The 13,080-nt window shown below is 37.2% G+C and carries 14 protein-coding genes; 1 reads left to right on the top strand and 13 read right to left on the bottom strand.

Going from position 1 to position 13,080, the window contains the following annotated elements; genetic code table 11:
• Positions 1-3: 3 nt before the first annotated feature.
• From DXB58_RS22210 to DXB58_RS22150, 13 genes are all read right to left on the bottom strand, one after another.
• Positions 4-402, bottom strand: a complete 399-nt coding sequence (locus tag DXB58_RS22210; protein WP_122138288.1) for an aspartyl protease family protein — start codon at positions 400-402, stop codon at positions 4-6.
• Positions 403-405: 3 nt separating this feature from the next.
• Positions 406-798, bottom strand: coding sequence for a hypothetical protein (locus DXB58_RS22205; protein ID WP_122138287.1), 393 nt, complete (start codon positions 796-798; stop codon positions 406-408).
• A gap of 3 nt (positions 799-801) precedes the next feature.
• Positions 802-1,077 (bottom strand): hypothetical protein, encoded by a 276-nt coding sequence (locus tag DXB58_RS22200; protein WP_122138286.1) that lies wholly within the window; start codon positions 1,075-1,077, stop codon positions 802-804.
• A gap of 13 nt (positions 1,078-1,090) precedes the next feature.
• On the bottom strand, positions 1,091-1,726 hold the full coding sequence (locus tag DXB58_RS22195) for a hypothetical protein (RefSeq protein ID WP_122138285.1): 636 nt from the start codon (positions 1,724-1,726) through the stop codon (positions 1,091-1,093).
• 946 nt (positions 1,727-2,672) lie between these two features.
• On the bottom strand, positions 2,673-3,116 hold the full coding sequence (locus tag DXB58_RS22190; protein ID WP_122138284.1) for a JAB domain-containing protein: 444 nt from the start codon (positions 3,114-3,116) through the stop codon (positions 2,673-2,675).
• 8 nt (positions 3,117-3,124) lie between these two features.
• Positions 3,125-4,210: a DUF3871 family protein gene (locus DXB58_RS22185; protein WP_122138283.1), complete on the bottom strand. Its 1,086-nt coding sequence runs from the start codon at positions 4,208-4,210 to the stop codon at positions 3,125-3,127.
• The gene (locus DXB58_RS22180; RefSeq protein WP_122138282.1) at positions 4,176-5,063 is read right to left on the bottom strand and encodes an AAA family ATPase; all 888 of its coding nucleotides are present in this window, start codon (positions 5,061-5,063) and stop codon (positions 4,176-4,178) included. The genes DXB58_RS22185 and DXB58_RS22180 overlap by 35 nt, the downstream gene beginning before the upstream one ends.
• 95 nt (positions 5,064-5,158) lie before the next feature.
• Positions 5,159-5,428 carry a hypothetical protein gene (locus tag DXB58_RS22175; RefSeq protein WP_122138281.1) on the bottom strand — a complete coding sequence of 90 codons (270 nt, stop codon included), beginning with the start codon at positions 5,426-5,428 and terminating at the stop codon, positions 5,159-5,161.
• A gap of 342 nt (positions 5,429-5,770) precedes the next feature.
• Positions 5,771-6,445, bottom strand: coding sequence for a hypothetical protein (locus tag DXB58_RS22170; RefSeq protein ID WP_122138280.1), 675 nt, complete (start codon positions 6,443-6,445; stop codon positions 5,771-5,773).
• A gap of 233 nt (positions 6,446-6,678) precedes the next feature.
• Positions 6,679-8,772, bottom strand: coding sequence for a hypothetical protein (locus tag DXB58_RS22165; protein WP_122138279.1), 2,094 nt, complete (start codon positions 8,770-8,772; stop codon positions 6,679-6,681).
• A 103-nt stretch (positions 8,773-8,875) separates the two neighbouring features.
• Complete coding sequence (locus DXB58_RS22160; protein WP_122138278.1) at positions 8,876-10,093, bottom strand: site-specific integrase; 1,218 nt, start codon at positions 10,091-10,093, stop codon at positions 8,876-8,878.
• Between the two features lie 369 nt (positions 10,094-10,462).
• The gene (locus DXB58_RS22155) at positions 10,463-11,473 is read right to left on the bottom strand and encodes a GGGtGRT protein (protein WP_008760490.1); all 1,011 of its coding nucleotides are present in this window, start codon (positions 11,471-11,473) and stop codon (positions 10,463-10,465) included.
• Between the two features lie 19 nt (positions 11,474-11,492).
• The gene (locus tag DXB58_RS22150; protein ID WP_074556386.1) at positions 11,493-12,194 is read right to left on the bottom strand and encodes an iron-sulfur cluster assembly scaffold protein; all 702 of its coding nucleotides are present in this window, start codon (positions 12,192-12,194) and stop codon (positions 11,493-11,495) included.
• A gap of 238 nt (positions 12,195-12,432) precedes the next feature.
• On the opposite strand from DXB58_RS22150, the gene DXB58_RS22145 reads away from it, so the two are divergent.
• Complete coding sequence (locus DXB58_RS22145; RefSeq protein WP_122138277.1) at positions 12,433-12,837, top strand: HsmA family protein; 405 nt, start codon at positions 12,433-12,435, stop codon at positions 12,835-12,837.
• Positions 12,838-13,080 lie beyond the last annotated feature (243 nt).

Here is a 13,080-nt window from a genome sequence, read left to right as displayed (position 1 = left end):
TTGTTAATATATAAGCTCTAATTTCTCAAAGTTAATGACCCACTTGTTCTCTAGTAGAAAGTCAGTTCCAATTAGCCCATGTACCTGTATGCTACTCTCTTCTTCAATACTTTTAAAAGCATTAAGTAAGGGTCTTACACAAAACTTGGGTTTATATATCTGACCTTCAAATGTGAAAGGTAAAGTAATCATGTCTACCTTGTGCTTAGTTCCTTCAATTCCACTGATACAATAGTCACCAATTGGCTCTACTATATCTTTGAAATATTCTACTACAGTACTGTCTATCAGACTACAGGTACTTCCAGTATCTAAGATGAAACTAAGGTATTGCCCCTTTATCTCAATAGGGATAATGGGTAATTTAGCCTTATGTATTCCAAAGGAAAGATGATATTCCATATCTTAACCTTTACTTAGTCTCTGATATTCTTCCATTAGCCAAGTCATATAGTTCTCTATTTCTTCTATCATTTTATCTTGTGGGTATCCTGAAGGATATGTCCATTTCTTGGAGAACTGCCCTATAAGTGGCATGCTTCCTTTCAAAGAGATGATTAAATCTCCAGCAGAATAGTTGATATTTACTGTCCAACAAGAAGAAGATATAACAATATATTCATTGGCTTCTTTAATTATTCTAGCTCCTTGTGGTTCAATTAAGTAATCTATTAGGGATTTGTACTTAACCCTCATTCCACCAAAGCTGGTAATGTGCTTATCTACATATTCATCATGCTCTTTGGTTATTCTGTAGATGATGAAGACTATTATTCCTATGGTTATGACCCACCACATGACTTATTCCTCCAAATATTTATGTAATGCATTCTGGCATTCTTCATCAAGTATATCCTGAAAATTAACTCCAGTCTCCAGGCAGATGTTTGCAAGTTCACTAGACTTCATTCTTTGATAGAAGTTAGCAATAGCTGTTTTGACAATTAATCCACCCATTGGGGATTCTGCTGCTCCCTCCCTAATGACTTCCATGACTGAATCATCAAAACCTTGTCTAATCTTCTCCTTTAAAGCTGTCTCTCTGGACTGTTTCCTAAATAAATCCATAAATTCCATACATACTTAATTTTTAGTAATTCATTATTTTGTTAATTATCTCTTCATTAAACTTCATCCTTAATATATTAGGAACATCATCAGTAAGGGCAAGGAATGTCCAATTCTTACCTTTATTATGTGATACACCTATATTAGTTTCTGGGTTGTCATGAATACACTTCTCTCCTTGTGTAAGTACACCGACTACTTCAAATGTGATAATGATATTCTCTTTATCTACTACTCGGTTGGTTATATTGCTGACTATAATGCTGTAATCAATGCCTTTCTTATCATAAGTAGTCTTTAAGGTTTGGTACATTTCTGATACATCTTTATATATAGTCTGTATGATTGCTTTGTCAGAAAGCCCTGGGTAGTATCCTCTATAGTATTTTATGCCATCAGGGTATATATATAGGGAAGCATTGTCTATATCACCTCTAAATAAAGCATTATTGTAAGTATTCATTTGGCTAATCATATTCTTTTCAGCTTTATCTTTACCTGTATAAGGAGTAAGTGTCTCATTATACCAGCCTTCGGGTAATGAATCTTGAGATGTGGTAATTGGGAAGGTTTCCTTATCAGATGAGGAGAGCCTCTGTTGGTTACTGTTACAAGAAACAATAACCAATACTAGTAATAGTACATAATAATATTTCATGGTATTTCCTTTTGTAGCCATACTACAAAAAGAAGGTGTGAACTTAACCTTGTATATTGGGGAGTCCAAAGCATTACCACATGCTCACAATCACACAATATAAGGGAAGCCCACACCATATGGTATGAGTATCCACTTCCTTACTGCTGTGATTGTTAGTCTTCAAGGTGGTAATTTTAGGACTGTCACAAGTAAGAAGCAAACACTTCTTTTCTAATATGTCTTGTTAAACTTCTATTTCATTAGTTCTCATTTAATTAGTTCATGCTGCAAAGTTAGAACTTTTCAGCAATACTTCATCATTTGAGAGTTACTTTTAATAGGCTTAAAGTCATATCAGTACCACAGGTGTAGGCTATATCCTTATAATACAAAGATAAGCTTAATTATTCACTTTCTGTATGTCCAATTGATAAATAGAGCACCAGTAGTTATCAATATGAACCCCTGTAATATCATATCTAATACTGTCATATATACACCAGTTAAAGCCCCAGTCTATTACAGAACTAGGGCTATCAACAACAATAAAAACACATATTAAGAGGTCTATAACCTCTTAATCCTTAAGTATCATACTGGTGAGGACAAACCCCACTACAATTAAGATAATCTCACACATAATTTAATAAATATTTAATTTAGTCTAACTTACTAACTATTGCTATGATTCATGTTTACATACTTCACCGAACCTTAAGTGGTTAAGTTATTATAGCAGTACCTCTCTCTACCCTGTAATCAAACACCATCAACCTTTATTAGAAGAGGCAGTTAACCTCTATTAAACTGTCCCCTGATTTGCTATTCTACATCACTTACTTTGTATATATAATATGCAAGAAAGTGAGACAGGAGAAATTTCCCATCATAATGGTATAATAACAGCAGAGTGGCATGGAATTAATAGAAGGTAGGGCATTGTAGACCTTAGAAGGTTAAGTGTTTACAGTTTTCCTTCATCATGATAGGAGTAGTATTCCTGCTCTGGGCTTAAGATTATATGGTCTGCTACATGAATCTCCATGAGTTCAGCCACCTTCCTTACTTTTTCAGTCAAAGCATCATCCAGAGTACTGGGTTTCATGCTTCCAGAAGGATGATTATGTGCCATTATTATCTGTGTTGCATTAGCCAACAATGCAGCTTGTAATATCAGCCTTGCATCTACATAAGTTGCAGATATTCCACCTTCTGAAATAGGTACTATACCCAATACTCTGTTAGACTGATTAAGCAGTACCACTTTATATTCTATTGTGTTATCAGGGAAGTACTTTATCAATAATTTATAGGCATCTTGTGAGCTATTTATCTTGTATCTGGTTGATGATTTGACATTGCTTTTATAGCTCAATTGAACCTCTGCTACATTCATTATACTGTCCATAAGATGCACTAATTAATGAACCAACTGTATTCATTCTCACCATATAAAGCCTTATTAAGTCCTTCCGTCAATTGGGTGGCATTAAGTGACCTGTCCAAGAAGTTGTCAATGTAGCTACTTTTATTAGCTCCAGTTAGTAAGTTGTACACATTCCACATACTGATTTCCCTACTATCCAGAAGAGTACTAAAGTTATCATCATTGTAATATGCTTTGGCAACTAATCCTATTTGAGTATCAGTCATTAGCATCTGTGGTAACTTCTTCTTTTGGTCTACAGGTAAGAACTGATATAATCTGCTTCTGCCTAAGAACTGGGCAAATTGAGACTCCCTCATATAGCTGTCTTTATAGGCTGACATGTAATACAAGTGCTTGGCTATGTTGTACTCTTGGAACAGTTTCATCACTGCATTGAATAGATCAGCAGTACTCATAACCTTTAATTCTGACCTGTAACCATCTGTTGAGACACACATGTTACAACATACCATGTTTTGAAAGCCAATGAATACCTTGAACTTCTCTGCACCCTTTTTGCTGTAAAGGTTTTCATGGTTATAAGCTCTAACTCCACCTATGGTTAAATTCAGTCTGTTACCTGCAATATCCTCATATATGGTAGGTATCTCAAAACAGAACATCATTCTCTCAAAGTAGATGGTTTTATCAGATTCCAGTAATTGATTCACTGGCTTATGAATGGCTTCCGGTATTCTGCCTTTGATAACATGGCTTACCCTGATGGCAGGTTCTTCTATTCTCTCATTGGAGAACACCTTATTAGCTGCTTCCCATACAGTTTCAATGAAACTGGAGTGTGATATAGTAACCTCATTGTCCTTAGAGAACACAGGTGTAATACATTCCTCTTTGAGGTACTGCATAGTGACTTCCTTTGTATTAGCCTCAATGAAGGGTAACTTATTACCTTCTCTGGTGCTTATTGGTTCAGCTTCTACAGGATTTGTTGATATAATACCTGTGCTAATGACTTCCATTGGCTTAACTATTTGAACATGAGAGCCTTCTTTGTTGATTCTATTAGGGTATATCAGATTAGCTCTGACTGGCTGCAACTGCATTGTTTCCATATCTAATGTAATTAGGGGTATAGTTAATAGTTGGTTGATTCTTTTGTACCTGAAGTGCTGCTTTCTTCTGCATAAAGTCAGATGTTAACTGCTGATACCATTCTGGATAAGCATGATAGATGGCAGTCAGTTCTTCAATGGTCTTGCTGCTGTTAATCTTACTCCTTATCATCTCCAGATTGATGCCATCATTACACCAATCTAGGATTATCTGTCCTGTAGCAGGTGTAATGGTAAAGTCTGGCTTACCTATGAACAGGTTTGTCCTGTCTTTAGATGCAATAGTTTGGTGCTTCATGTTGATGTCAAAGACTATGGTAAACTCATAATCAATACCATCCCTCATGACTGCTTTTAGTCCTACTTTCTCTGGTATCATCTTGCCATTCTTCTCACTTAGAACATAGTCCTGTTTGCATCTCATAGTGCATATTACATGGCTTCCAGACTGCAATACTTTCTGCATGAAAGCATTGATTCTAGGTGTCACTTTCTGCCAATTAGTGAAGCTGTTACCTTGTAATCCTGCATGGTATTCAAGCAAGTTGTCCCAACACTGTGAGATGCTATCAATGATGATAACTTCCATGCCTGCATCTTCACATATACCAATGGCTTCCATGTATATTTCAGGTGTAAAGTTATCACTTAGACTTAATACATTATAAGCACCTAAGTGAGAATAGAGGTCTGCACTTCCATGTTCACTATCAATGATGGCTATCTTAGTCCAGTCATTACATAAACCATAAGCCAAAAGTAATGCTGAATAGGTCTTACCTGAACCTGCACAGCCTTGTAGAGCAAGCTTAATCTTAGCTTGCTTCTTGGATGAAACTCTTAAGTTCAACATATCTGAATAATATTAATAGTTGATGTATAATCTATAAAGAAAAAAGGAAGCAAGCCCTAATGAACTTGCCTCCTTGAGGTCTACATTGATACCTGTCATAGAGTTGCCAATGTCATAGCTCCACCTTCACCTCTCTGATGCAGCATATAAAACATATCACCTGTATCAGGTGAACATACTTGAGAGATAACAGGATTGGTTACTTCTCCATTAAGGAACTTGTCACTTACTGCACCTGTTTCACAGCCATAGACAAAGAAGCATTTACCTGTATGAGGGTTCTGCTTAACCTCAATCTTGCTTACTCCCTTTTGAGCTTTAAACTCATTCACTGTTACTGTCTCTAAGAACTTTAATCTTTCCATAATCTTGTAATTTTATTGTTGTGCAGACAGACCATTCTGCTGCTGTTGATTCAGTTTCTATGGTGGGGTAATGAGCTTACTGTAATGAGCTCACAATGTGAATACAATAATCCCCAATATGCACAGGGGAGATATCCCACTCTTAAGGTCTGGGGTGGGTGAAAGTGTGACTTAGAGTGCACTTATAGGTATCAAGTTTGCAGAAATTTAAAATAAAAATTAGAAATATCAGAGAGACAGTATATCAGATGACAGTAGAGAGTGCTATACATTAGTTATGTATATATACAATAATCCTCTGCCTTCTGGTGTGAAAACAGGGGATATTGAGGTATGTATCATTCATTCATCATTAGTAGTATCAAGGTAATGTTTGATTTCATCATCATCTGGTACATGTGATATAACCTTATCTATCCAAGTATTGTAACCTAAGTGAGGGTATAATAGAACTTTAGCATCCATGTGTTCACTCCATGTTAGTGTCATTGGAACATCATAGGAAGACCAGATAACTTTCTTCTCAATCAATAGGTCTCTATACTTCTTATATGTGTTCTTTGCCATATCCAAGTGACTATAAATGACTTTGTCTGATAGGTCTATCCTGAACTCTTTGTTAACACAAAGGCAGTATAACCCTATCATAACTCCTTTTTCTTCAGGAGTTAAAGATCTGTCACTGAATATTTCAGCCCATATAATTCTGAAATTCACTGGTGGATTAGGTAGATGATAGATGTTCCTTTTAATCTCTCTTTGTGATTGTATAGTCTCTACCCTATATCCTTTATCTTCTAATTCCTTTAGTCTAGGAACAAAAGATTCTTTGATATAGTATATGCTCACTCCTGTAAGAGCTGCTAACTGGCTGAAAGTAGTATCTGTTGTCATGTAGTTGCTTTCCCTTTGGGGATAAGCATTAATATAGAGACCTGCTAATAGGTAGAGCTGCTTTGGATTGAAGTACCTGCAAGCTTCAATGGGAATGATAGTGAATTGCTTAACTGTTATCATTAATTCTTATTTTAGAGGGGTCAAAATCCACCCCATACTAATTACCTACAGTAATAAAGGATTAAAGGTAATTAGTATAGGGTGAAATTTGACCCTAAGGTTGGTTCTGTTGATAGTTAATGTCATATTAGAGGTGAATTACTCTATAACTACCTGGCTATCAGGTGTAAATATAGCAAATAATATCAGTAACACCAACATCCTTATCATTTATTTGGTCGTTTATTAACTTTCTATAACATAAATAGCTTTAACATATTATTCTCCTTGGTAGCTATCCTGCCAGTATGTTCTTTAAAGCCTCTTGGATTCTCTTCTCTGATGGTGTATTTATTCCTAGATGTTCTATCAGTAGCATACATACTTTTCAATAAGACTACATACTTTCTTGGTTTCAGTACCTTATGTAGATGATACTGAACTATAGGAGCTAATATCTCTTGTATCTCACTTGCTGAATAGCTCTTATTTAAGGTGAAACTTCTTCTTATAGCAACTTTGAAAGGATGCTCTTCATCTAGTGCCCAGTACATGACTGTATTATTGAGGTTCTTGAAGACTACACTGTTACTTGTCCTACTTTCCCATAGTTGATGTAGCAGACTATCAAGGTCAACATACCTATATAGCTTGATGAATCTCTCTAAGAATATCTTAGTTTTACTTCTGCAATGTCTAGTATATGAGTACAAGGTATTATCATTCAACTGTCCTGTGGTTGATAATGTTTTGATGTATTTTATGGCATCTTGGATATTGCTGTCTGTTAGTTTGTTCTGTGCATCCTTATTAGCCTTTTCTATGCTACTTTGCTCTGGGGATACATCATACTTCAGGGATTTGTAGCTAATGATTTTAACCTGTTTACTTAGTACTTCTTTCAGTGTTTCAGGCATGAAGTATGAGGCATATAACTCGGTTCTTTCAATGATGTAGTCTATGTTGAGGTAGGCAGGTACATCCTTTCCATATACATCCTTTCTAGTCAAGTTAATTAACTCATTTCCCGCAATTCTTTCTTGTGCTTTCTCTCTTATGGCTTCTTTGACCATTGCAAACAGATCAGTTAGGGTATGGTCACCTTGCATGATATTATCTGCTGATTCTATTACTTTGAGCACCTTCTTAGCTTTATTTAAGAGGGTGACTGTATAGCTATCCATACTTTCCATTACTGATACATATCCTAAGGTATTATATATGATAGTTTCACTAAGTATCCCATTGACCTTTCTGCATCTACCATGTATTTGTGTCATCCTATCTAAGGTTAACATTGAGTGGCTTCTTCTTACATCTGATACAGTGATTAGATGGTAACTATCCTCTATATCTATACCAGTGAAGTAGCAACAGGTGGCAAAGTTAATCCTAGCAGGTAAGGTATCATTGTCTCCTAATTTGGGTGCAAAGTATTCTCCTGCTTCCTTTATGGATGCCTCACTACATAGGATAGCACATTCCTTTCTGGTTTCTTCATCTAGTGATGCTATAATATTCCTTATCTGGAGTATGGAGTTATAGGCAATGAATATCTTCTCTGTAGGATGAGAGATAACCTTTTCTATGACAGCCTGTGTGATATTGTCTGTATGTAGTAAGTCTATATTTCTATGGGTATTGTATTGCCATGTTATAGGAAATCTACATTCAGTCTTTAAGTGTGGATTGCTGAACTCCTTCATAGTAGCTGTTACCATACATCTGTTCTTTGATGGGAACATAAGGTAGTAGTCAATCACATTCTCCAATTGAGGTCTAAAGTTGTTGTCAGTCTGGAGAACATCAACCTCATCAATCATAAGGAAGTAGTCCTTGTAGTTTTTTCCTATGATACCTAATAGTCTACCTAGACTGTCTGCAACTACTAGAAGTTTCTTGTATCCATCTTTAGCCAAGTATTCCTCAATCTGCTGATTAGTGACCTTTTCACCTTTAATCTCACTACCTACATATAATGTATTAGGATGCTTTGAGTGTTTACCATAAGCCAGAGCCTTAGTAGGAAAGACTATGATTGAGTTTCTCTTTGAGTTTATCTCAAGTGTAGTAGCTCCAATGCCGGGTATCTGTTTGTCTACAATGCCATGAGGCATTTTATCTATGAAGTCAGCCAGATTCCAGAAGGAGTCACCAACTTCTTCTCTTATTACTTCTGGTGGTCTGCCAAATAGTAAGTTATCCAAACTAGTTATTACTGTGTCTTGAGGTATGGTTTTAATGCCTGCTCCTTCTCCAATATATTCTACAGGTGCATCATGTAAGTCACCATAGGTATTAGGTACTACTTCTGCTTGTTCTTTTGCCAGTTCATCTTCTTTGCTCATATCTCACTTAGTTTGTAGTTAGTATATAGATTGTAAGTGAACAAAGGTACTAAAGAACCGCCATAGTTCAATCAACTACAGAGGTTCTTTTCAATATCTGCCTTTATTCTAGTGCTACATCATCATAAGTATTCATTAATTTATCCATTTCTTCACCTATGTGCTTGTCTACAATCTTTGCATAGTGAGATGTCATTCTTGTATTGGTATGTCCCATCATCTTGCTTACTACTTCAAGTGATATCCTGTTGGTGATGGTAACTGTGGTCGCAAATGTAAATCTTGCTGTATGGTAGCTAATCTTCTTCTTGATACCACATAAATCTGCAATCTCCTTCAAGTAAGAATCTGTAGAGGAAATATCAATGACTGGGAGTAGCTTATCTCCACCTTTGTACTTCTCTAATATCAACTTAGGAATAGGTAGTAGGGGGATTCTTGATAGCACACCAGTTTTAACTCTATGCTTCTTAATCCAAATTCTACCTTCTTCATCTTGGATAAAGTGAGATTCATTAAGGGTCTTAACATCACCATATGAAAGTCCGGTGAAACAGCTAAAGATGAAAAGATCTCTAACTCTCTCTAGTCTTGGCAGTGAGAAGTCCTTATTGATGATAGCTCTTAGCTCTTCCTCTGTTAGAAACTCCTTTTCCACATTCTCTCTTTCTACTTTGTAATTAAGGAAAGGGTCTATCTGTAGGTACTTATTGGCTAGGGCTATGTTTACTACTCTTTTCAGGCACTTTAAATGCTTAACAGTGGTATTCTTCTTCTGTTTATATTCAGTCTTTAGGAAAATATCAAAGTCTGCCATGAATGAATAATTAAGCTCTAAGAGGAACATATCATCTCTCTTGAATTTCTTTTTCATGTATTCCTTCAAGAGATTAAAGGTTCTATTATAATTGTAGTAAGTTGCTTCTGATGTTCCCTTACCTACTACTTTGATAAGGCTATCTAAGAACTCTTGATAGATTTGATTCAGGGTTTTAGTTTGTATGGCATCTATCTTATTTTGGTAGGCATCCCTCAATAAGTCTGCTGTCAGGATGTAACCTCTTTCCAATAGCTCTACTTCCTTCTTGTATATCTTGTTTTTGATTAGGAGTAAAGATTCATTAATCAACTTGGCAGTCTCATTAGTTCCTTTTACTCTTTGCCTTGTGGCATCCCAGTCATTAGGAGCTATCATCTTATTAGATGAGAATGATGCTCTTTGACCATTTAGAGTGATGGTAATGTTGATGGGTGCTTTACCATTTTTCCTTGCTTTACTTGGGCTAACCCAAAAGTTAATTGTGTATGTATGTCTTTCCATACTATAAATGATGTTTTCTATAGCATAGAATTATGGAGTATGACCTTAACCTTAGTGTTGATATACAGTTGATTGTCTTTGAATCACAGCCATTTTTGATTTTAGAGCCTAATGGCTGTGAATTGGCTGTGAATGGCTGTGATTTTAACATCTATAAGCCACCTTTGACATTCCTCTAACTTCTCTTATTTGTAAGTCAGAATAGAAGGAAAATGAAGTTCAAGGAATTGTTGACTTGACTAATAGCAGATACATAAAAGAGGTCAGTAGGGTAGGTGATTACTGTAATTAAGAGTTGAACTTAGCTATAAATGAAAATCCCCATAACCTTATCAGTTACAGGGATTTAATATATAGTAATTATCTAAATTACTTAGCTAAAGCTTGAGCAACGTCAACAGCACAAGCTACTGTACAACCTACCATCGGGTTGTTACCAATACCCAGGAATCCCATCATTTCTACGTGAGCAGGAACAGATGAAGAACCAGCGAACTGAGCGTCAGAGTGCATACGACCCATTGTGTCAGTCATACCATAAGAAGCAGGACCGGCAGCCATGTTATCCGGGTGAAGAGTACGACCTGTACCACCACCAGAAGCAACTGAGAAATAAGGTTTGCCAGCAAGAACACGTTCTTTCTTGTAAGTACCAGCAACTGGGTGTTGGAAACGAGTCGGGTTAGTAGAGTTACCTGTGATAGATACGTCTACACCTTCTTTCCACATGATAGCTACACCTTCGCGAACGTCGTCAGCACCATAACATTTTACTTTTGCACGAGGACCGTCAGAGTAAGCGATTTCGCGAACAACTTTCAGTTCACCTGTGAAGTAATCGAATTGAGTCTGAACATAAGTAAAGCCGTTGATACGAGAGATGATCTGAGCAGCGTCTTTTCCAAGACCGTTCAGGATGCAACGCAACGGTTCTTTACGTACTTTGTCTGCTTTTGCAGCGATTTTGATAGCACCCTCGGCAGCAGCGAAAGATTCGTGACCTGCCAGGAAAGCGAAACATTTAGTTTCTTCGCGCAGCAACATAGCAGCCAGGTTACCATGACCGATACCAACCTTACGGTCGTCAGCTACAGAACCCGGGATACAGAATGCTTGCAAACCGATACCGATAGCTTCAGCAGCTTCAGCAGCGTTTGTGCAGTTCTTCTTAAGAGCGATAGCAGTACCTACTACATAAGCCCATTTTGCATTTTCAAAGCAGATAGGCTGAGTTTCTTCACACGTTTTATAAGGATCAAGTCCGGCAGCTTCGCAGATAGCGTTAGCTTCTTCGATGTCTTTGATGCCGTTAGCGTTCAAGGCTTCAATGATACCTTTGATACGACGGTCTTGGCTTTCGAATTTTACTTCTCTAATCATAGTTTCTTTCCTCCTTATATTATTCGTGACGTGGATCAATAGATTTAACTGCTCCCTGTTCTGCTGTTACGCGTCCATAAGTACCTGTAACTTTCTTCAAAGCTTCGTTAGCATCAGTACCTTTCTTGATTTCGTCCATGAACTTACCCATGTGTACGAATTCGTATCCGCAGATTTCGTCGTTCTTGTCCAAGAAGATTTGTTTGATATAACCTTCTGCCATTTCAAGGTAACGAGGACCTTTAGCCAAAGTACCATAAAGAGTACCTACCTGGCTACGCAGACCTTTACCCAAGTCTTCCAAACCTGCACCGATAATCAAACCACCTTCAGAGAAAGCTGATTGAGTACGTCCGTATACGATTTGCAAGAAAAGTTCGCGCATTGCAGTATTGATAGCGTCGCAAACAAGGTCAGTGTTTAATGCTTCAAGAACTGTTTTACCCGGAAGGATTTCAGAAGCCATAGCAGCTGAGTGAGTCATACCAGAGCAACCGATTGTCTCGATCAAGGCTTCCTGGATGATACCTTCTTTAACGTTCAGTGTCAGTTTACAAGCACCTTGTTGAGGAGCGCACCAACCGATACCGTGTGTCAAACCAGAAATATCAACGATTTCTTTAGATCTTACCCATTTGCCTTCTTCGGGTATGGGAGCCGGTCCATGGTTAGGACCCTTCTTTACAACACACATGTGTTCCACTTCGTGTGAATAAGTCATAATTAGCTCTTTTTTTAAGTGATATAATTAAAAATACGTAGTCACGATTCTCTAAATCGCCCACAAAGGTAGTCGATTTATTTGTTTCTGCAAATCGCCTTTTATTACTTTTTTGTGAAAAGAGACAAATCTGTTTGCGTTTTTTCTTCGTTTGTAAAGTCGGGATTGCATTTGTGAAAGATTGAAGCTGGGAGAACTATCTATTCTTTGCTTTGTTGTTATTAGAAAACGAAAATTTATGGAACTGAATCAAGTAGATATACATTATTTAATAGCGGCAATTTGCGTTATTTCATCTGCGCTTATTTTTTATACGATAGGTGTTTGGGGGGAACGTATTCAAAAGAAATTGAAGTTTTGGCATATCATTTTCTTCCTTCTCGGTTTGCTTGCCGATACGGTTGGCACAAGTCTGATGGAGCACATCGCCGAACTGACTCATCTACATGACGAAATTCATACGCTGACGGGAACTATTGCTATTCTTCTAATGTTTGTGCATGCTTCGTGGGCAATATGGACTTATGTAAAGGGATCACCTAAAGCTAAAAAGCATTTTAATCGTTTCAGTATTGTGGTTTGGTGCATCTGGCTCATACCTTATTTAATAGGAGTGTATCTGGGGATGCATTTACATGCATGATAAGCTGCCTGAATAGGGGCATATATTCATAAATAAACTAACAATATCCCTGTCGGCCGTTTATCGTTGGCCAGCTGGACAACTCCTGTTGTCTGATCGGATGACTGGAGTTGACTATATGGTCGACTATAGTCGGCCGATGTTGGATAGTCATTTTCGCTATATAACGAGACTGTGAAATGCATATCTTGTGAAGGTGTGAGTAAGCGTCTCCGCGATTCTATCTTGTCGCCCTTTTTTCAT

Origin of the sequence: Bacteroides sp. OM05-10AA (assembly GCF_003439055.1) — a bacterium.
Classification (GTDB): domain Bacteria; phylum Bacteroidota; class Bacteroidia; order Bacteroidales; family Bacteroidaceae; genus Bacteroides; species Bacteroides intestinigallinarum.
Note: the sequence above shows the minus strand (reverse complement) of the source record. Positions and strands in the feature narration are given on the sequence as shown.